We start from the raw sequence: 20,380 nt of genomic DNA on the forward strand, positions 1-20,380 counted from the left end.
GATCGAACGCTCCATCTCCCTCTCGGCTTGCCGCTCCCTCAAGCCCGGCCGGCGTGGCCGGGCGTGTTTGTCATTCCGGTGCGGCGGTTTCGGTCACGCCGGTGCTGTGGCTGTGGTGGCGGCGGCGGTGGCGGCTGTGGCGGCGCGCGTGGGATCGTAGCGCTCCCCGCTCACCATCATCTTCCAGGCGATGCGGGCGGTCTTGTTGGCGAGCGCCACCGCGACGAGCTTGACCGGCTTGCGCGCCAACATGCGTGCCAGCCACGGGCTGGCCTTGCCGCTGCGCAGCGCCTGCCGGATCACCGCCATCGCCCCCGCCACCAGCACCGCGCGCAGGGCCTCGTCGCCGGCGCGGGTGATCCCGCCCAGCCGCTGCTTGCCCCCGCTCGAATGGTCCCTGGGCGTCGCTCCCATCCAGGCCGCAAACCCGCGGGCCGAGGCGAACACGCGCGGATCCGGCGTCTTGATCGTCAACAAGGCCGCGCCCACCGGTCCCACCGAAGGGATCGCCTTAAGCCGCCGGGCGAGGTCGTCGTCGCGCACGAACGCTTCGAGCTCCGCCTCGACCTTTGCAAGCGCCGGCGCCAGCGCGGCATATTGCTCGCCCTGCAGCGCGAACAGCTTGCGGGCGAGCGGCGGCAGGGCGGGGTCGCTCGCCACCTGCTCCAGCAGCGTCTCGATGCGGCACAGCCCCTTGGGCGCGATCAGCCCGAACTCGGCCGCATAGCCGCGGATCGCGTTGGCAACCTGGGTGCGCGCCCGGATCAGGCTGGCGCGCACGCCCATCAGCATCAGCCGGGCCTGTTGCTCGGGGCTCTTCTCCGGCACGAAGCGCATGCCAGGACGCCCGCCCGCCTCGCACAGTCCGGCCGCATCGGCCGCGTCGTTCTTGTTGCGCCCGACATAGGGCTTGGCGCGGTGCGGCGCGATCAGCCGGGGCTCGTGGCCCCAGCTTCGCAGCCGGCGCGCCAGGTGGTGGGCGCCGGTGCAGGCCTCGATCACCACCCGCGCCGGCGGCAAGCTCGTGAAGAACGCTTCAAGCTGCCCGCGGCGCAGTTGCCTGCGCAGCACCGTCTCTCCGGCGGCATCAACCCCGTGGAGTTGGAAGAGATGCTTGGACGTGTCCATGCCGATGCGCGTAATCTCGTTCATTGGGCGGCTCCTTCGATGTGTTGGGACCATCATCTTGGCGCAAAACGACGCCGGATGGGGGCCGTCCACCCCAACGGACCTGGACCTCGCTGGCCTGGCTCAACTTCGGCCAGGCGGTGATCCTCGGCGTTGCCACGGCGATCTGCATGGTTATGTCGGCGCGCGCGGTGATGGCCGGCACGCAGACGCTGGGCGACTTCGTGATGATCAACGCGCTGCTGCTGCAACTGTCGATCCCGCTCAACTTCATCGGGTTTCTCTATCGCGAGATCCGCCAGGGCCTTGCCGACCTGGAGTCGATGTTTCAACTGCTCGGTCAGCCGGCGGAGATCACCGACCGGCCGGGCGCAGCGCCGCTCGCCGTCGCGGGTGGCACCGTGCGCTTCGAGGATGTGGCCTTCCACTACGATGCCAACCGGCCGATCCTGAAGGGCATCGGCTTCGAGGTTCCGGCCGGGCGGACGGTCGCCATCGTCGGGCCTTCGGGGGCCGGCAAGTCGACCATCTCGCGGTTGCTGTTCCGCTTCTACGACGTCAGCGGCGGGCGCATCACCATCGACGGGCAGGACGTGCGGGACGTGACGCAGGAGAGCCTGCGCCGGGCGACCGGCATGGTTCCGCAGGACACGGTGCTGTTCAATGACACGATCGCCTACAACATCCGCTACGGCCGGCCCGGGGCGAGTGAGGCGGACATACGCGAGGCGGCCCGCATGGCGCAGATTGCCGACTTCATCGAGGCATTGCCGGACGGCTATCGCACGGAGGTGGGCGAACGCGGGCTCAAGCTTTCGGGCGGCGAGAAGCAGCGCGTGGCGATCGCCCGCACGATCCTGAAGGCGCCGCCGATCCTGATCCTCGACGAGGCAACCTCTGCGCTCGATACGCACACGGAACGGGAGATCCAGGCCGCGCTCGACCAGGTCTCGCGCAACCGCACGACACTGGTGATCGCGCATCGGCTGTCGACCGTGGTCAATGCCGACGAGATCCTGGTGCTGGAGCAGGGGCGCATCGTCGAGCGCGGACGTCACCAGGACCTGCTGGCCGGGGAGGGGCTTTATGCCTCCATGTGGGCGCGTCAGCAGGAGGCGAGCGAGGCGGAGGAGCGGCTGCGGGCGGCAACCGCCGACAGCGACGGTTTCGTCGTCCGGGGCGCGCGCGCCGGCGAGGACGTGCCGGCGGAATAGGGGGAGAAGGGCGCTTCAAGCGGAACCCGATGCCGGCATGGATTGATTTTCCGGCCCGCTCCGGTGCACAAGGGGCGGGTTCACCCTGTCTGCGGGACATGTGTTTCGCGACGGGCCGCCACAAACGGAACCGCTCATGTCGCTGACCGATACGATCACCAAGACCTTCGTCCCCATCCACCGTGAAGGCTGGCCCTTCGTTGCCGGAGCCGGCGCGGCGACGCTGATCATCGGCTGGTTTTCCTCTCCGGTGTTCTGGATCGGCCTGATCCTGACCGCCTGGGTCGCCTATTTCTTCCGCGATCCGCAGCGGGTGACGCCGATCGACGACGACATTGTCGTCTCGCCCGCCGACGGAGTGGTCTGCCAGGTGGGGCAGGCGGTGCCGCCGCCGGAACTGGATCTCGGCAGCGCGCCGATGATGCGCGTCTGCATCTTCATGAATGTCTTCAACTGCCACGTGAACCGTGCCCCCTATGGTGGCCGCATCACCCGCGTCGCCTATCGTGCCGGCAGTTTCCTCAATGCCGAATCCGACAAGGCAAGCGAGGAGAACGAACGCAACGGCCTGGTCATCGAGAGCGGCGAGACCCGGATCGGCGTGGTGCAGATCGCCGGCCTCGTGGCGCGGCGCATCGTCTGTTTCGTGCGCGAGGGCGAGAACATCGGCGCGGGGGAGCGGTTTGGACTGATCCGTTTCGGCTCGCGTCTCGATGTCTACCTGCCGGACAACGCCGGCGTGAAGGTGGCCGTCGGCCAGACCATGGTGGGCGGCGAGACCGTTGTTGCGGAACTTGGCGCCGAAACGCGCGGCACCGTCCTGACCCGCGTCAGTTGAGCGAGCAGTCGCAGATGACAGGTCCCTTCGCCCCTTACGATCCCGGTCCGACACGCCGCCGGCGTGGCCGTGCCCCGCGGTTCCGCCGGGTGCCGCTGCGCCTGATCCTGCCCAACCTGGTGACCCTGCTCGCCCTGTGTTCCGGCCTCACCGCCATCCGCATGGCGCTGGAGGAGCGCTGGGACTATGCCATCGGCGCCATCGTCATCGCCGCGGTGCTGGATGCGCTGGACGGACGGGTGGCACGGCTGCTCAAGGGCACGTCGAAGTTCGGCGCCGAGCTCGATTCCCTCGCCGATTTCGTCAATTTCGGCGTCGCTCCGGCCCTGATCCTCTATTCGTGGCTGCTGCAGGAGGTGAGTTCGATCGGTTGGATTGCGGCGCTGATCTTCTCGATCTCCGCCGCCCTGCGGTTGGCGCGCTTCAACGTGTCGATCGACGATCCGAACAAACCGGCCTGGGCGGTGAATTTCTTCACCGGCGTGCCGGCGCCGGCCGGCGCCTTGAGCGTGCTGTTCCCCGTCTATCTCGAATTCGTCGGCATCCTGCCGCACTGGCCGGAACTGGCTCCGGCCGTGGCGCTCTATGTGGTGGCGATTGCGCTGCTGATGGTCAGCAGATTGCCGACCTTCTCCGGCAAGAAGCTGGGCACCCGCGTGCGCCGCGATCTGGTGCTGCCGCTTTTTGTGGCCGCCGTGTTCCTGGTGGCCCTGCTGGTGAGCTATCCGTTCGAGATGCTGGCCCTGGGGGCGGCGGCCTATCTGGTGTCGATCCCCTTCGCCTGGCACTGGTATCAGCGCTATCGCAAGGCGGAGCCTGTCGTGGAGGGCGCTGCCGGAGCGGACAAGGGCGACGATGACGAGGAGACCGACCTCGATCATCTCGGCGAGAGCGACAAGGACGACGCGCCGTAAGCCGGGACTTGCGAAGGTAAGCCACCGGAACGGAAAAGCCCTGCGTCAGACGCAGGGCTTTTCGATTCAGGTCGGAGACCTTGTCAGTCTTGACAGTTTTCCAGGGTTGAGGGCCGTCGGCTCACGTTATGAGGCGACTTGAACAAAGTCCCGCAACTGCCTGGACGGAAAATCGAACAGCTTACCGTTGGCGGTGTTGTCCGGTGCCACGAAATCGAGCAGCGCCGGGGCAAGTTCCGAAGGATGCGGCAGGGTCTGCGGATCCTCGCCCGGCATCGCCTCGGCCCGCATGGCGGTGCGCACGGGACCGGGATTGACCAGCATGCCGGTGATCGGCGTCTGGGCGGTCTCGGCGACATAGGTGCGCACCAGCGCTTCCAGGGCGGCCTTGGAGACGGAATAGGGCCCCCAATAGGCCTTGCACTTGTGGGCGGCGCCGGAAGACAGGAACAGCACGCGCCCGGCATCCGACTGGCGCAGCAAGGGGTCGAACGAGCGGAGCAGCCGCCAGTTGGCGGTGACGTTGATCGCCATCACCTTGTCCCAGATGCGCGGGGTGACGTGGCCGAGCGGCGACAGGCCGCCAAGGATGCCGGCATTGCCGATGAGGACGTCGAGCTTGCCCCAGCGTTCGTGGATGGCCGCGCCGAGCCGGTCGAGGGCGTCGTAGTCGGTCAGATCGACCGGCACCAGCGTCGCCTGGCCGCCGGTGGAGCGGATCTCGTCATCGAGTTCCTCAAGGCCGCCGACCGTGCGGGCGAGCGCGATCACATGCGCCCCCTCGGCCGCCAGCGCCTTGGCGGTGAAATAACCGATGCCGCGCGAGGCGCCGGTGACGACGGCAACCCGTCCCTCGAAGCGTTTGGTCATGTGCTGCCTGTCATCCTACTTCGACGAGGCGAGGCATGTGGGTGAGATCCCCGTCCTGCGCCATGTCGGTGAGTGGCGTCGGATAATCGCCGGTGAAGCAATGGTCGGTGAACTGCGGCGCCTCGTTGTTGCGCCCCTCATAGCCGATCGCCTTGTAGATGCCGTCGACGGAGAGGAAGGCGAGCGTGTCGGCGCCGATATAGTTGCGCATCTCGTCGAGGCTGTATTTCGCCGCCAGCAGCTTTTCGCGCACCGGCGTGTCGATGCCGTAATAGTCGGAGAAGCGGATCGGCGGCGAGGCGAGACGGAAGTGCACCTCGCGGGCGCCGGCGTCGCGGATCATCTGCACGATCTTCAGCGAGGTGGTGCCGCGCACCAGGCTGTCGTCGACCAGCACGACGCGCTTGCCCTCGATCTGGGCGCGGTTGGCGGAGTGCTTCAGCTTGACGCCAAGGGTGCGGATCTGCTGGGTCGGCTCGATGAAGGTGCGGCCCACATAGTGGTTGCGGATGATGCCGAGCTCGAAGGGAATGCCGGACGCATCGGCGAAGCCGAGCGCCGCCGGAACGCCCGAATCCGGAATGGGGACGATGACGTCCGCCTCGACCGCGGTTTCCAGGGCGAGCTGACGGCCGAACTCCTTGCGCACATCGTAGACGCTGCGCCCGCCGAGGATCGAATCGGGGCGCGAGAAATAGATGTATTCGAAGATGCAGGGCCGGGCCGGGCGGCGTCCGAAGGGGAAGAAGCTCTCGATGCCGCCGGGAGTGCAGACGATCACCTCGCCGTTCTCGACCTCGCGGATGAATTTGGCGCCGATGATGTCGAGCGCGCAGGTCTCCGAGGCGAAGATCGGCGCGCCGTTGAGGTCGCCGAGCACGAGCGGGCGGATGCCGAACGGGTCGCGGGCGCCGATCAGCTTCTTGCGGGTCAGCGCGACCAGCGAGAAGGCGCCTTCCATCTGCATGATGGCATCGATGAAGCGGTCGACGATCTTGTCCTTGCGCGAGCGGGCGACGAGCTGCAGCACGACTTCCGAATCGGAGGTCGACTGGCAGATCGCGCCGTCCTTGATGAGCTTGCGCCGGAGCGTCATCGCATTGGTGAAGTGGCCGTTGTGGCAGACGGCGATGCCGCCCCCGTCAAGTTCGGCGAAGAGCGGCTGGACGTTGCGCAGGATGGTCTCGCCGGAGGTCGAGTAGCGCACATGGCCGATCGCGTAGGGACCCGTCAGGCGACGGATCGTTTCGGCATCGGAGAAGTGGTCGCCAACGAGGCCGAGATGACGCTCGGAGCGGAACTGGTTGCCGTCGAAGGTGACGATGCCGGCAGCTTCCTGGCCGCGGTGCTGCAGGGCGTGCAGGCCGAGCGCGGTGATCGCGGCGGCATCGTCATGGCCGAGAATGCCGAACACGCCGCATTCCTCGTGAAGGCGGTCGCCTTCGATCTCCTCGCGCCAGAAATCCCTGGCGGTGTCGCGGTTAGGGCTTGCAGCGTGATCGGGGGCGGTCTGATTATCGGCGTAGGCCATGGCCTTGGCTCCTGGTTGCCCGTGCGCTGCGGGGCGGTTGCGCAACGGGCCTTCAAAACGCGCCAGGGACGGCACCGGCTTGCGGTCCGTCCGTGGCACAGGGAAACTCGGTCATATGGTGCGATCCGTTTTGAGCGGATGCGCCTTAGTTGGTGGACGAACCCGAGGTCGTCAACTGCTCGATGCTGCGGCGCTCGCTGTCGGTATAGCCCTGATCCTCGGTCGCAGGCGCGTCGGCCGGCGGGGCGTCCTGCGGGCCGGCGGGGGCGGGTTCGGGCCGGTTGCGGATGCGGTTGAGGATGGTGTTCTCGGGGCTCTCCGGCAGGGCGTTGACGAGCCGGGTGCCGATCGTGTCGAGCACCGGCTTCGACTTGGCCGTGGCGATCCAGGCCGGCTGGTCCTGCGGCACGAACCAGTTGAAGAACATCATCGCGACGACGACAAGCAGCAGCCCGCGCAGCGCGCCGAAGACGAAGCCGAGCGTGCGGTCGAGCGCGCCGATGCGGCTGTCCAGCACGAAGTCGGAAATGCGCATCGTGATGTAGCTGACAATGATCAGCGTCAGCAGGAACACGGCGGCGGCGGCGACGCCGAGCGCGACATTGTCGTTGTTGATGTACTGGCGCACGAAGGGAACGACGTGACCGTGCAGGTAGAAGGCGGCGACGGCCGCCGCGATCCACGAGGCGATGGACAGGACCTCGCGGACGAAGCCGCGGATCATGGCCAGAATGGCCGACAGGAACATGATGACGAGAAGGATTCCGTCGAGAAGCGTGATCGGCATCGCTCGGCCTGGTCCCTGATCGCGTCGCTAGACGCCCTGTCGACCCAGTTCTCCGCGTGGGTCGGCCGCGGTGTTTACTGCCTTGCCCGGCGCGTGCAGCGATCGGGCGCTGCCGGCTGTCGGGTCTCGTCCGGGCCGGACCTAGTCCCGCTCGGAGGCGCCCGCGGATCGCGCCGCCACCTGGGCGACCAGATCCGCAAGCTCGCTCAGCCCCGTCACCGGGCCGCCCTCGCTCGCACCGTCTCCGGCATTCGATTCCGGCACGAAGGCCGAGGTGAAGCCGAGCTTGCGGGCTTCCTTGAGGCGGCTTTGCGCCTGCGAAACCGCGCGGACCGCCCCCGAGAGGCTGACCTCGCCGAAATAGACGCAATCGGCGGGAAGGGCAACCCCGCTGAGAGAGGAGATGAGCGCTGCGGCAACGGCAAGATCGGCGGCCGTCTCGCTGACCCGCAAGCCGCCGGCAACGTTGAGATAGACGTCGTTCTGGGCGAAGCGCACACCGCAGCGCGCCTCCAGCACCGCAAGGATCATCGAAAGGCGGGCGCTATCCCAGCCGATGACGGCCCGCCGAGGGGTGCCGAGCGGCGAGGGGGCGACCAGCGCCTGGATCTCGATCAGGAGCGGGCGGGTACCCTCCAGCCCTGCGAACACGGCGGATCCGGGCGTGCGGCCCGAGCGTTCGCCGAGAAAAAGCGCCGAGGGATTGGCGACCTCGGCCAGCCCCTTGTCGGTCATCTCGAAGACACCGATCTCGTCGGTGGCGCCGAAGCGGTTCTTCACCGAGCGCAGGATGCGGTACTGGTGGGCGCCGTCGCCCTCGAAATAGAGCACGGCGTCGACCATATGCTCGACGACGCGGGGGCCGGCGATCTGGCCGTCCTTGGTGACATGGCCGACGAGAATCACCGTCGCCCCGCTCGACTTGGCGTAACGCACCAGCGCCTGGGCGGAGGCGCGGACCTGGGTGACGGTGCCGGGCGGCGAATCGACCATCTCCGACCACAGGGTCTGGATCGAATCGATGATGACGATGGCCGGCGGCGGCCCGCTGGTGAGCGTGGCGAGGATGTCCTCGACGCTGGTCTCCGCCGCCAGGCCGACAGGCGCATCGGACAGGCCGAGGCGGGCGGCACGCAGGCGCACCTGGTCGATCGCCTCCTCGCCGGAGATGTAGACGGCGCGGTGACCGAGACGGGCGATCCGGGCGGCGGCCTGGATCAGCAATGTCGATTTGCCGATGCCCGGATCGCCGCCGACGAGTAGCGCCGAACCGCGCACGAAGCCGCCGCCGGTGACCCGGTCGAGTTCGCCCACCCGGGTCTCGACGCGCGGCGGCGTGTCGCTCTCCCCGGCAAGGCCGACAAGAGGCACGACGCGGCCGCGCTTGCGGCTTGCTGCCGTCGGCGAGCCGCCGACCCCGCCGCCGCTGCGCTCCTCGACCAGCGTGTTCCACTCGCCGCAGCTCTCGCAGCGGCCGGCCCATTTGGACGTGACCGCTCCGCAGGACTGGCAGACATAGGCGGTGCCGCGCTTGGCCATCAGGCAGGGGTCCCGCTGTCGGAGGGCGTGCCGACATAGTGGCGGGCGAAGCGGGGCCCGAGCGATGTCAACAGCTCGTAGCCGATGGTGCCGGCACGGGCCGCCGTGTCGTCGACCGCGACATTGCGGCCGAACAGTTCGACGAAGGCCCCGCGGACGGCGATCCCTTCCGGAACCTCGCTGACATCGAAGGCGCTCATGTCCATCGAGATGCGGCCGAGTGCCGGCAGGCGGTGGCCGGCAAGCCAGGCTTCGGCACCTGTCTTTGTGTCGGTGGAGCCGGCCGCGCGCAGGAACCCGTCCGCATAGCCGGCGGCGACCATGGCGACACGCATGTCGCGGGGGGCGATAAAGGTCGCGCCATAGCCGATCGCGCCGCCCTTGCGCAGCGTGTGGGCCTGCAGGATGCGCGCCTCCAACGTGACGACGGGATCGAGCCGGCTTTCCTCCAGCGCCGAGGCCTGGCCGCCGTAGAGGGCGATGCCGGGGCGGGCGAGCTCGAAATGAAAGTCCGGGCCAAGGAAGATGCCGGCGGAATTGGCAAGCGAGCGCGGGACGCCGGGAAAGAGATCGGCAAGAGCGCGGAACCGGGCGAGTTGCGCCTGGTTCATCGGGTTGCCCGGCACATCGGCACAGGCAAGATGCGACATGATCAGCGCGAGGTCGAGCGGCGGGCCGCCGGCCACCGCCTCGGCTTCCTCCGCCGTCAGTCCGAGACGGCTGATGCCGGTGTCGACATGGAGCGCGGCAGGGCCGGGCGCGCCTGCCGCCCGCCATTCGGCGACCTCGTCCGGAGAGCCGAGGCAGGGGCGCAGGCCGTTGGCGGCGTAGAAGCTTGCTGCGCCGGGATAGAGCCCGTTGAGCACATGGATCACGGCGTCGGGCAGGTGGCGGCGCACGGTGGCGCCTTCCTGCGGCGTTGCGACGAAGTAGCTGCGGCAGCCGGCGATCCACAGCGCCTGCAGGCAAGGCGCATCGCCGAGGCCGTAGCAGTCGGCCTTGACTGCGGCGCCACAGGCCGTGCCCTCGTCGAGCTGTCCGGCGAGCCGGCGCCAGTTGGCGGCAAGCGCGGCGAGGTCGACGGTGATGCGGCCGTTGTCGCCGGGATCTGTGGCGCTGGCGCCGGAGTGGGTCTCGGTCACATCCCTGGTCCAGGCTCTGGCCGCGTCAATGCGGCTCGGGGAATCGGTCCGGATCGGCGAGGTCGGAGAAGCGGGTGAACTCGCCCTGGAAGTGCAGGTTCACTGTGCCGGTCGGGCCGTGACGCTGCTTGGCAATGATCACTTCGGCCCGGTTGCGCACCCTGTCAAGCTTCTCCTCCCACTTGACGAAGTCCTCGGTGCCTTCCTCAGGCATCGTCTTGCCCAGGTAATACTCCTCGCGGAACACGAAGAGCACCACGTCGGCGTCCTGCTCGATCGAGCCGGATTCGCGCAGATCCGACAGGATGGGGCGCTTGTCGTCGCGCGATTCCACTTGGCGGGAGAGCTGGGAGAGCGCGATGATCGGCACATGCAGCTCCTTCGCCAGCGCCTTCAGCCCGGTGGTGATCTCGGTGATCTCCTGGACGCGGTTGCCGCTGTTCTTCTGCGAGCCGGTGAGGAGCTGGATATAGTCGACGATCAGCAGGTCGAGGCCGCGCTGGCGCTTGAGGCGGCGGGCACGGGCCACGAGCTGGGCGATGGAGATGCCGCCGGTCTGGTCCACATGCAGCGGGACGAGCTGCATGGTCTGGGCGGCGGCGGCGAGCTTCTCGAAGTCGTGCTCGGAAATGTCGCCGCGGCGGATCTTCGAGGAGGAAATTTCGGTCTGCTCGGAAATGATACGGGTTGCGAGCTGCTCGGCCGACATTTCCAGCGAGAAGAAGCCGACGACGCCGCCATTGACGGTCTTCATCGAGCCGTCCGGCTGTTCCTCGGCCATGTAGGCCTCGGCGACATTGTAGGCGATGTTGGTGGCGAGCGAGGTCTTGCCCATGGCCGGGCGGCCGGCGAGCACGATGAGGTCGGAGGGCTGGAGCCCGCCCATCAGCGCGTCGAGATCGCGCAACCCGCTGGCGATGCCCGACAGCGCGCCCTCGCGTTGGAAGGCGGCGGCCGCCATTTCGATGGTGGCGGTCAGCGCGTCGCCGAAGGATACGAAGCCGGTATCCGTGCGACCCTTTTCCGCCAGTTCGAACAGGCGCCGCTCGGCATCGTCGATCTGGGCTGCCGGCGGCATGTCGATCGGCGCGTCGAAGGCGATGTTGACCATGTCCTCGCCGATGCGGATGAGGTTCCGGCGGATGGCGAGGTCGTAGATCGCCCGGCCGTAGTCTTCCGCATTGATGACGGAGGCGGCGTCGGCGGCGAGCCGCAGGATGTATTGCGCCGCCGACATATCGGCGATGCGGGCGTCCTGCGGGAAGAAGGTCTTCAGCGTGATCGGCGAGGCGACCTTGCCGGCGCGGATAAGCTGGCCGGCCTTCTCGTAGATCTCCCGGTGCGGGGCGATGAAGAAGTGGTCCGGCTCGAGAAAGTCGGAGACACGGTAATAGGTCTCGTTGTTGACGATGATGGCGCCCAGAAGCTGGCGCTCGGCCTCCGCATTGTGCGGGGCAACGCGCATCGATGCGGCGCTGGTGTCGTTCGCCGGAACGGTAGCCTTCATGACGCCTGTTTTCCCTTCTCAGCCCTTGTTCCTAGCGGAGGCGGAAGGAGGGGGGAAGCGCAAAACCCGGGCAGCAGGATTTCCACGAAAGGAACGGGGAAAACGCCGCCGTCCGGTTGACGTGGCGAGCCGACTTCGTTCCGCCGGCAAAGGGCCTGACAGCGGCCTTGACCCCGCGCATGACAGGAGTTTGACCGCCTTGTCCGCAGGCGCTGGGGGAACGGGGCGGATCGGCGATTCCATACGTGCAAACGGGCTCTTGCGTCCGTCATGGAAGTGTCGCTTAATGTTCATGTGAGCGACATAAGGCGTTCATATGAAACAAATACGAAATGCGGAGAGTTTCGTTCAACGCGCCTTCCATGCCGGAAGCCGTGTTGACCAGAACCGCATGTCGGGCCGGTTGCCCGAGCTTTGGGAGAGCAAAACATGGTTTATCGCAAGACCCTGGCCGGTCTGGTCGCCGCAACGATGCTTGCCGGCAGCACCACCGCGTCCTTCGCTGCCACCGAGATCCAGTGGTGGCATGCCTTTACCGGCCGACTCGCCGATCTGCTGAACGAGCAAGTCGAGAAGTTCAACGCCTCGCAGAGCGACTATGTCGTCGTCGCCTCGCACAAGGGCAATTATTCCGAGGCGCTGAATGCCGGCATCGCCGCCTTCCGCGCCGGCGAGCAGCCGCACATCCTTCAGGTCTTCGAAGTCGGCACCGCCACGATGATGGCCGCCAAGGGCGCCATCAAGCCGGTCTACGAGCTGATGGCCGAGGCCGGCAAGCCGATGGACCAGAGCGCCTATCTCGCCTCCGTCGCCGGCTACTACACCACCACTGCCGGCGAGATGCTGTCGTTCCCCTACAACTCCTCGACCCCGGTTCTCTACGTCAACAGTGACGCCCTGCAGGCGGCCGGGATCGCCCCGGACGTCGACCTCACCACCTGGGAAAAGGTCGGCGAGGTGCTGGACACGCTGAAGGCTGCCGGTGCGGCCTGCCCGCTGACGACCGCCTGGCAGAGCTGGGTGCATCTGGAGACCCTGTCGGCCTATCATGACGCTCCGTTCGCCACCAAGGAGAACGGTTTCGCCGGCACCGACACCGAACTGACCTTCAACGGTCCCGTTCAGGTTGCCCATATCGAGGCGATGGGCCAGTGGGCCAAGGACGGCAAGTTCATCTATGCCGGTCGTCGCAACGAAAGCGGTGCCCGCTTCCGCGCCGGCGAATGCGCGCTGTTCACCGAATCCTCGGCCGGCTATGCCGGCGTGAAGGCCGAGGCGCAGTTCGCCTTCGAGATCCGCCCGCTGCCGTACTGGGCTTCGGTCGAGGCCGCGCCGCTCAACACGATCATCGGCGGCGCTTCGCTGTGGGTGATGGCCGGCCACAAGGCCGAGGAATATGCCGGCGTTGCCGAGTTCCTGAACTTCCTGTCGTCGGCCGAAATCCAGGCCAAGTGGCACCAGGACACCGGCTATCTGCCGATCACCTATGCCGCCTTCGACACGACCAAGGCGTCCGGCTTCTACGAGGCCAATCCGGGCACGGACATCGCCGTCATCCAGATGACCGGCAAGGCGCCGACGGCCAACTCGAAGGGCCTGCGGCTGGGCAGCTTCGACCAGATCCGCGGCATCATCGACGAGGAACTGGAAGCGGTGTGGGCTGGCGACAAGTCGGCGAAGGACGCGCTGGATACGGCCGTGGAACGCGGCAACCAGTTGCTGCGCCGCTTCGAGCAGGCCAACCGCTGATCTCCTGAAACGGCCGCGGAAGCACGGCGCGCCCGCTTCCGCGCCCACCCCGAGAAACGGGAAACGGTCCGGCGATCCGCCGGGCCGTTTTCGCCCGTCGGCGAGGCTGCCGGGCTGACCAGCCGGGATCGTGCGCCATGCACAAACACGTCGTCTTCAACAACCGGGTGCTGCCCTATCTGCTGCTCGCGCCGCAGATCCTGGTGACGCTCGTCTTCTTCTTCTGGCCGGCGGGCCAGGCGATCTACCAATCGGCCTATATCCCCGATCCCTTCGGCCTGTCCTCGCAGTTCGTCGGCTTCGGCAATTTCGAGTTCCTGCTGCGCGATCGCTACTATCTCGCCTCGTTCAAGACCACGGTGGTGTTCTCGACCCTGGTTACGGTGGTGTCGATGGGCGCCGCGCTCTGGCTGGCGGTGATGGCCGACCGGGTGATCAAGGGCTCAAGCGCCTACAAGACGCTGCTGGTGTGGCCCTATGCGGTGGCCCCGGCGGTCGCCGGCGTGCTGTGGCTGTTCATGTTCAATCCCAATGTCGGCCTGGTCGCCTGGTATCTGAAGGCGATGGGCTACAACTGGAACCATGTGCTGAACGGCGATGAGGCGATGGGCCTCGTCGTCGTCGCGTCCGCCTGGCGCCAGATCAGCTACAATTTCCTGTTCTTCCTGGCCGGCCTGCAGGCGATCCCGAAAAGCGTGATCGAGGCGGCGGCCATCGACGGGGCAAGCTTTGCCCGCCGCTTCTGGACCATCGTCTTCCCGCTGCTGTCGCCGACCACGTTCTTCCTGCTGGTGGTCAACGTCGTCTATGCCTTCTTCGAGACGTTCGGCGTCATCCATACGATCACCGGCGGCGGCCCGCAGCAGGCGACGACGATCCTCGTCTACAAGGTGTTTTCCGACGGCTTCGTCGGCCAGGACCTCGGCTCGTCGGCGGCCCAGTCGGTCATCCTTCTCTTCGTGGTCGGGCTGCTGACGGTGGTCCAGTTCCGCTACATCGAACGCAAGGTGCATTACTGATGAGCGGCATGGTCGAAAAACGCGGGCTCGGCATCTGGCTGACCCATCTCGGGCTGATCATCGGCATCGCCATCATCTGCTTTCCGATCTACATGGCCTTCGTCGCCTCGACGGTGACGCAGCCGGAAATCGCCCGTCCGCCGATGCCGCTCATTCCCGGGCCGCATCTGATCGAGAACTACACGGCCGCATTGACGCGGGGCGTCAACTCGCCGGTCCTGCTGATGCTGTTCAATTCCAGCGTGATGGCGCTCGGCATCACCATCGGCAAGATCGTGATCTCGATCATCTCCGCCTATGCGATCGTCTATTTCCGCTTTCCGTTCCGCATGGCGTTCTTCTGGATGATCTTCCTGACCCTGATGCTCCCCGTCGAGGTGCGCATCGTGCCGACCTACGAGGTCGTCGCCGGGTTCGGAATGCTCAATTCCTATACCGGCCTGATCCTGCCGCTGGTCGCCTCGGCGACCGCGACCTTCCTGTTCCGCCAGTTCTTCCTGACCGTTCCGGACGAGTTGATCGAGGCGGCGCGGGTCGACGGGGCCGGGCCGGTGCGCTTCTTCCTCGACATCCTGCTGCCGATGTCGCGGACCAACATCGCCGCGCTGTTCGTGATCCTCTTCATCTACGGCTGGAACCAGTATCTCTGGCCGCTGCTGATCACCACCAAGCCGGAGATGAACACCATCGTGATGGGCATCAAGCAGATGTTCCCGTCCGGCGACGACATCGCCAACTGGCCGGTGATCATGGCGACGACGCTGCTCGCGATGCTGCCGCCCGTCGCCGTCGTCATCTTCATGCAGGGGCTCTTCGTAAAGGGGCTCGTGGAAAGCGAGAAATAGGTTCCATGGCGAAGATCGGTTTTTCGAATGTCCGCAAGTCCTACGGCCCCACCGAGGTCATCCACGGGGTCGACGCGGAAATCGCCGATGGCGAGTTGATCGTCATCGTCGGGCCGTCGGGCTGCGGCAAGTCCACCTTGCTGCGGATGGTGGCGGGGCTGGAGACCATCACCGCGGGCGAGATCCGCATCGGCGACCGGGTGGTCAACGATCTGGAACCGCGCGAGCGCGACATTGCCATGGTGTTCCAGAACTACGCGCTCTATCCGCATATGTCCGTCTTCGACAACATGGCCTACGGCCTGAAGATCGCCGGCGTTCCCAAGGCGGAAATCGCCGAACGGGTCGCGCAGGCGGCGAAGATGCTGGAACTCGAGCCCTATCTCGACCGCAAGCCGCGCCAGCTTTCCGGCGGCCAGCGCCAGCGTGTCGCCATGGGCCGGGCGATCGTGCGCAAGCCATCGGTCTTCCTGTTCGACGAGCCGCTGTCGAACCTCGATGCCAAGCTGCGCGTGCAGATGCGCGTGGAGATCAAGACGCTGCAGCGCCGCCTCGGCGTCACCTCGCTCTATGTCACCCACGATCAGGTCGAGGCCATGACCATGGCCGACCGCATCATCGTCATGAACGGCGGCAATGCCGAGCAGGTCGGCACGCCGCTCGCCGTCTATCACAAGCCGGCGACGGTCTTTGTCGGCGGCTTCATCGGTTCGCCGCCGATGAACTTCCTGCAGGCGGCGCGGCTTGCGGCAAGCGGCCTCCTGCGCAAGGTGACGGAGACCGGCGGGGCGGCTGGAAAGCTCGACACGGTTGGCGTGCGGCCGGAGCACCTTGCCTTCTGCTCGGCAGGCGAGGCGGTGCTGTCGGGCAAGCTGATGATCGCCGAGGCTCTCGGGGCGGAAACACTGGCCCATGTGGAACTCGACGACGGCGAGCGGATGATCGTGCGCATCGAGGGCGGGCGCGAGGTTCCGGCGGCCGGCGCGCGGGTGCATCTGTCCTGCACGTCCGAGCATCTGCACTATTTCGGCGCCGACGGGAAACGGCTGCCCGATTGACCTGGACAACAAGTCCGGCCGGCGCTCGATTGGCGCCGGCCGTCCGTCTTCGTCCTCACTCCAGCGTTTCGATCAGCCGGACCATGAGCTGCATCCGCTCGCCCAAGGAGGGGATGAGGATGTGCTCGTTGAGGGTGTGGACGTCGTCGCCGTCGGGCCCGAGCCCGTCGAGCGTCGGCACCTTGTCGGCGATGAAATTCCCGTCCGAGCCGCCGCCGGTCGTCTCGCCGATCAGCTCGAAGCCGATTTCGGCGGCCAGTCCCGCCGCATGGTCGAACAGCGCCTTGCTGGCCGGCGATTGCTCGAACGGCTGGCGATTCATGCCGCCGGTGATCGTCAGCCTGGTGTCCGGCGTTTTCGGCGCAAGGCCGGTAATGCGGGCGACCATCTCCTCGGCCGCCGTGAGCGTCGGTACGCGCAGGTCGATCTCGGCGCTCGCGAATTGCGGAACGACATTGGTGCCGCTGCCGCCGCGGATCTCGCCGACATTGACGGTGATCTCGCGGTCATAGTCGGTCATCGCCTCCAGCGCGATGATCTGGTGGGCAAGCTCGGTCACCGCGCTGCGGCCCTGCCAATGACGGGCGCCGGCATGGGCGGGGCGGCCCTCCACCTTCAGCGTGAAACGGCCGACGCCCTTGCGGGCGGTGACCACATGGCCGCCATTGCGGGCGGGCTCGGTCACGAGGGCGTATTTGGCTGCACCGCCGAGCCGCTCGATGAGCGGCCGCGAGGTCGGGCTGCCGACCTCCTCGTCCGAGGTGAAGAGGATGCTGACCGCAAGGGCAGGGGGCGTGGCCCCGGCCTTGATGTCGGCCGCGACCTTGCGCATGGCGGCAAGGCCGTTATAGGCGCCGCCCTTCATGTCGCAGATGCCGGGACCGTAACAGCGGTCGCCTTCGATGCGGATCGGCAGGTCCTTGTCGATGGTGCCGCGTGGGTGAACGGTGTCGAGATGCGACAGGAAGAGAATGCCAGGCGCGGAGTGGTCGCCCCAGGGTGAGCGCACCAGCAGGTGGTCGCCATGGCCGTCGCGGCCGGGAAAGCGCTCGGTGGTGGCGCCGAACGCCTCGGCCTGCGCAGCGACGAGATCCATCAGCCGGTTGAGCCCCTCGACATCCGGCGTGTGCGTCTCGATGCGTACCCAGTCAAGCAGGCCGGCGAGCAACTCCTCCGACGACGGCTTCATGTCTATCCTCATGCGATGTGAAAGAAAATCGGGTGGGGGCGTCATGTTAGCCCGCTGTTTCGCTGTTAGCGAGGGGCAATGACGATGGGTGGGACGGCACGGCTTGCGAGCAACCGAAGCCGTAGCGTCGTGGGACGAAAAAAGCGCCGGCCCGAGGGCCGACGCTTCACGTTTGCTCCTTCCGCCCAGAGAGGTGGAGGCCTGGGAGGCGGAGGCCTGCTCAGGCGGCGCGAACGCCGGTGAGGAAGCTCTCGACTTCCCGCTTGAGGGCGGCGGCGTCCCGGTTCACGGCGGCGGCGGCCGATGCCACGTCGCCGGCGGCGCTGCGGGTGTCGCTGGCGGCATGGGAGACGCCGAGAATGTTCGAGGTGACCTCCTGCGTGCCGCGCGAGGCCTCCTCGACATTGCGGGCGATCTCGCCGGTTGCCGCACCCTGTTCCTCGACGGCGGCGGCGATGGCGGCGGCAATGGCGTTCATCTCCTCGACCGTACGTCCGATCGACTGCACCGCGCCGACGGCGATGCGCGTTTCGCTCTGGATCGCCGTGATCTGGGAGGTGATCTCCTCGGTTGCCTTGGACGTCTGGGAGGCAAGCTCCTTGACCTCGGCGGCGACGACGGCGAAGCCGCGCCCGGCCTCGCCGGCGCGGGCCGCCTCGATGGTCGCGTTCAGCGCCAGCAGGTTGGTCTGCTCGGCGATGGCGGCGATCATGCTGACCACCTGGCCGATCTTCTCGGCGGCATTGGCAAGGCCCTGGATCTGGCTGTCGGTGCGCTGTGCCTCGCCGACCGCCTGCGAGGCGATCTGCGACGACTTGGAGACCTGCGAGCCGATCTCGGAGATCGACGACGACAGTTCCTCGGTCGCCGAGGCGACGGTCTGCACATTGGCCGCGGCCTGCTGGGCGGCGGTCGCGACCGTCGTCGAGCGGGCATTGGTGCTTTCGGCGATGTCGGCCATGGAGCGGGCGTTCTGCTCCATATTGCCGGCCGAGGAGGTCACCGCGGTCAGCAGGGCGGTGGCGCTCTCGTCGAAGCGCCGGGTCATCTCCTCGATGCGCTGCGCCCGCTGCTCACGCGCCCGCTGCTCCTCGACCTGGGCGGAGGAGAGGTCCTGCGCGCGCAGCATGCCATCGCGGAACACTTCGGTCGCGTCTGCCATCTTGCCGATCTCGTCCTTGCGGCCGGCGCCCGGCACGGAGACCGAGAGGTCGCCCTGGGCGAGGTGGCGCATGGCCTCGGTGATCGCGGCGATCGGCCGGCTGATGCTGTTGGCCAGCAGCAAGGCAGCCACGCCGATCAGGGCGATGAGCGGCAGGATCCACAGGGCGCTGGTCAGCAGCTTGCCGTAGAAGGCACTGGTGACGTCGTCGACATAGAGCGACGTGGAAATCGTCCACTGCCAAGGTGCGTGGGGCAGCGAATAGGCGATCTTCGGCGCAGGAACCGTCTCGCCGAGGCGGGGGAACATGAACTCGGTATAGCCGCCACCATTTCGAGATGCGTTGACTTGGCTGCTCACGAAGTCGACGCCGTTTTCGTCGCGCGACGACCACATGTTCTTGCCTTCCAGCGCGGTGTTGGGATGGGCGAGTACCGTGCCCTGGTCGGCGGGGCTCGCGTCGATCGCGAGGAAATAGTCGGTGCCGTTGAAGCGCATGGTGCGCAGCATGGACTTGGCGAGCGCCTGGGCTTCCTCCACGCTCATCCGCCCCTGCCTTGCTTCCTCGGCAATGGCGGCCACGAGGCTGGCCGCAGTCTCAACCTGGGTGCGAACCAGTTCGCGGCGGTCGTGCATCATCGAGCCGTAGAGCGAATAGATCTGGACGCCTGCGACGAGAAGCAGGGCTGCCAGTGTGCCGGCGACAAGCGTCAGCATTTTCTGTTTGATGGACATGGCGGGAGGCGACCTCGAGACAGTGAAGATGTCGCAATAGGTAAGGGGAACTACTGAATTACCGGTAAATATTCCGGAGAAACAAATGAGATTCAGTTCTTGCCCATACGTCATCTACTTCATTTTTCAATCTCTGATTGTGGGTAATTTCTGTATTTGAACGTCTGGGTTGGGGTGTCGCCGGCGGGGGGCAAACAGCCGTCGCGGCTTGGCCGGGTGCAATGTGGGCTATAAGGTCTGCTCCGACAGTGCGTTGCGATCCGATGACGAGGGGAGGGAACAGTTTGAGCCTTGTTCTTTACGAGTTGTGCGGCGCCGATGCGGGCCGCCCCTTCAGCCCCTATGCCTGGCGCATCCGCATGGCGCTCAAGCACAAGGGGCTCGATTTCGAATGTCGGCCGAAGCCGTTCACCGAGATCCCGGCGATCGCGCCGGAAGCCGGCAGGACGGTGCCGATCCTCGTCGACGGCGACAGGACGATCTGCGACAGTTGGGCGATCGCCACCTATCTGGAAGATGCCTATCCGGACCGGCCGAGCCTGTTCGGCGGGACAGGCGGACGGGCTGCGGCGAAGCTCGTCGAGGGTTGGGTGAACGGCTCGGTGAGCGCGCTGATCGCGCGGCTCATCGTCAAGGACATCTGGGACATCCTGGCTCCGGCCGACCAGGCCTACTTTCGCGAGACGCGCGAAGTGCGGTTCGGCATGAGCCTGGAGGAGGTGCAGGCCGGGCGCGAGGCGCGCCGTGCCGATCTTGCCACCGTGCTGCTGCCGCTGCACCTGATGCTGAAGAGCCAGCCGTTTATCGGCGGCGAGGCGCCCCTGCACGGCGACTACCTGCTTTTCGGGACGCTGCAATGGGCGCGGATCGCGAGCCCGTTCGAACTGCTTGAGCCGGACACGCCGGTTGCACAGTGGCGAGAGCGCTGCCTCGATCTCTTCGCCGGCTTCGGACGCAGCGTGCCGGCGGCCCGATCGATCTGAAAAACAGCGGAAAACAGCGACCCTTGCGCCTTGCGGGGGCGTCCATCCCCGGCTATACGCATGGCGCGCCCGCTCACGGGCGCACCGAGATCATGGATCGTCCGGCATCAAGGCGCGGACGGGCGGGGCCCGCGAGGGCGCGAGGTCCTGCCGGACAACAACGGGAAAAC

Annotated in this window: 16 protein-coding genes and 1 pseudogene; 8 read left to right on the forward strand and 9 right to left on the reverse strand. The window is 66.8% G+C overall.

Annotated elements, in window-relative coordinates:
* Positions 1-93: 93 nt before the first annotated feature.
* Positions 94-1,152, reverse strand: a complete 1,059-nt coding sequence (locus tag TSB10GB4_RS01150; RefSeq protein ID WP_186394227.1) for an IS110 family transposase — start codon at positions 1,150-1,152, stop codon at positions 94-96.
* A 74-nt stretch (positions 1,153-1,226) separates the two neighbouring features.
* On the opposite strand from TSB10GB4_RS01150, the pseudogene TSB10GB4_RS01155 reads away from it, so the two are divergent.
* The 3 genes and pseudogenes from TSB10GB4_RS01155 to pssA form a co-directional block, all read left to right on the forward strand.
* Positions 1,227-2,342, forward strand: a pseudogene (locus TSB10GB4_RS01155) (ABC transporter ATP-binding protein/permease); the annotation flags it as partial.
* Between the two features lie 136 nt (positions 2,343-2,478).
* The gene (locus TSB10GB4_RS01160) at positions 2,479-3,180 is read left to right on the forward strand and encodes a phosphatidylserine decarboxylase (RefSeq protein ID WP_186389379.1); all 702 of its coding nucleotides are present in this window, start codon (positions 2,479-2,481) and stop codon (positions 3,178-3,180) included.
* Between the two features lie 14 nt (positions 3,181-3,194).
* Positions 3,195-4,094: a CDP-diacylglycerol--serine O-phosphatidyltransferase gene (pssA, locus tag TSB10GB4_RS01165; protein ID WP_186389380.1), complete on the forward strand. Its 900-nt coding sequence runs from the start codon at positions 3,195-3,197 to the stop codon at positions 4,092-4,094.
* Positions 4,095-4,220: 126 nt separating this feature from the next.
* Here the strand turns inward: pssA and TSB10GB4_RS01170 are convergent, their stop codons facing one another.
* The 6 genes from TSB10GB4_RS01170 to TSB10GB4_RS01195 form a co-directional block, all read right to left on the reverse strand.
* Positions 4,221-4,964 (reverse strand): SDR family NAD(P)-dependent oxidoreductase, encoded by a 744-nt coding sequence (locus tag TSB10GB4_RS01170; RefSeq protein WP_186389381.1) that lies wholly within the window; start codon positions 4,962-4,964, stop codon positions 4,221-4,223.
* 10 nt (positions 4,965-4,974) lie between these two features.
* Positions 4,975-6,495, reverse strand: a complete 1,521-nt coding sequence (purF, locus tag TSB10GB4_RS01175) for an amidophosphoribosyltransferase (protein WP_186394228.1) — start codon at positions 6,493-6,495, stop codon at positions 4,975-4,977.
* A 145-nt stretch (positions 6,496-6,640) separates the two neighbouring features.
* Entirely contained in the window at positions 6,641-7,282 is a 642-nt protein-coding gene (locus TSB10GB4_RS01180; RefSeq protein WP_186394229.1) for a CvpA family protein, read from the reverse strand.
* A 141-nt stretch (positions 7,283-7,423) separates the two neighbouring features.
* On the reverse strand, positions 7,424-8,821 hold the full coding sequence (radA, locus tag TSB10GB4_RS01185; protein WP_186394230.1) for a DNA repair protein RadA: 1,398 nt from the start codon (positions 8,819-8,821) through the stop codon (positions 7,424-7,426).
* Positions 8,821-9,963 (reverse strand): alanine racemase, encoded by a 1,143-nt coding sequence (gene alr / locus TSB10GB4_RS01190; RefSeq protein ID WP_186394231.1) that lies wholly within the window; start codon positions 9,961-9,963, stop codon positions 8,821-8,823. The genes radA and alr overlap by 1 nt, the downstream gene beginning before the upstream one ends.
* 25 nt (positions 9,964-9,988) lie before the next feature.
* Positions 9,989-11,470 carry a replicative DNA helicase gene (locus TSB10GB4_RS01195; protein WP_186389386.1) on the reverse strand — a complete coding sequence of 494 codons (1,482 nt, stop codon included), beginning with the start codon at positions 11,468-11,470 and terminating at the stop codon, positions 9,989-9,991.
* Between the two features lie 429 nt (positions 11,471-11,899).
* On the opposite strand from TSB10GB4_RS01195, the gene ugpB reads away from it, so the two are divergent.
* The 4 genes from ugpB to TSB10GB4_RS01215 all read left to right on the forward strand — a co-directional run bounded on the left by ugpB (position 11,900) and on the right by TSB10GB4_RS01215 (position 16,141).
* Complete coding sequence (gene ugpB, locus TSB10GB4_RS01200; RefSeq protein ID WP_208984332.1) at positions 11,900-13,219, forward strand: sn-glycerol-3-phosphate ABC transporter substrate-binding protein UgpB; 1,320 nt, start codon at positions 11,900-11,902, stop codon at positions 13,217-13,219.
* Between the two features lie 137 nt (positions 13,220-13,356).
* Positions 13,357-14,238, forward strand: coding sequence for a sn-glycerol-3-phosphate ABC transporter permease UgpA (ugpA, locus tag TSB10GB4_RS01205; RefSeq protein WP_186394232.1), 882 nt, complete (start codon positions 13,357-13,359; stop codon positions 14,236-14,238).
* An 8-nt stretch (positions 14,239-14,246) separates the two neighbouring features.
* Positions 14,247-15,083 (forward strand): sn-glycerol-3-phosphate ABC transporter permease UgpE, encoded by an 837-nt coding sequence (gene ugpE, locus TSB10GB4_RS01210; RefSeq protein ID WP_186394266.1) that lies wholly within the window; start codon positions 14,247-14,249, stop codon positions 15,081-15,083.
* A gap of 5 nt (positions 15,084-15,088) precedes the next feature.
* Complete coding sequence (locus tag TSB10GB4_RS01215) at positions 15,089-16,141, forward strand: sn-glycerol-3-phosphate import ATP-binding protein UgpC (protein WP_186394233.1); 1,053 nt, start codon at positions 15,089-15,091, stop codon at positions 16,139-16,141.
* 55 nt (positions 16,142-16,196) lie between these two features.
* On the opposite strand, the gene TSB10GB4_RS01220 is transcribed toward TSB10GB4_RS01215, so the two are convergent.
* Both TSB10GB4_RS01220 and TSB10GB4_RS01225 read right to left on the reverse strand, forming a co-directional pair.
* The gene (locus TSB10GB4_RS01220) at positions 16,197-17,330 is read right to left on the reverse strand and encodes a M20 family metallopeptidase (RefSeq protein WP_186389389.1); all 1,134 of its coding nucleotides are present in this window, start codon (positions 17,328-17,330) and stop codon (positions 16,197-16,199) included.
* A gap of 220 nt (positions 17,331-17,550) precedes the next feature.
* Positions 17,551-19,227 (reverse strand): methyl-accepting chemotaxis protein, encoded by a 1,677-nt coding sequence (locus tag TSB10GB4_RS01225; protein ID WP_186394234.1) that lies wholly within the window; start codon positions 19,225-19,227, stop codon positions 17,551-17,553.
* Positions 19,228-19,511: 284 nt separating this feature from the next.
* Between TSB10GB4_RS01225 and TSB10GB4_RS01230 the strand changes: the two genes are divergently transcribed.
* Entirely contained in the window at positions 19,512-20,210 is a 699-nt protein-coding gene (locus TSB10GB4_RS01230) for a glutathione S-transferase family protein (RefSeq protein WP_186394235.1), read from the forward strand.
* Positions 20,211-20,380 lie beyond the last annotated feature (170 nt).

It is taken from the genome of Stappia sp. TSB10GB4 (assembly GCF_900185745.1).
Taxonomy (GTDB): Bacteria; Pseudomonadota; Alphaproteobacteria; order Rhizobiales; family Stappiaceae; genus Stappia.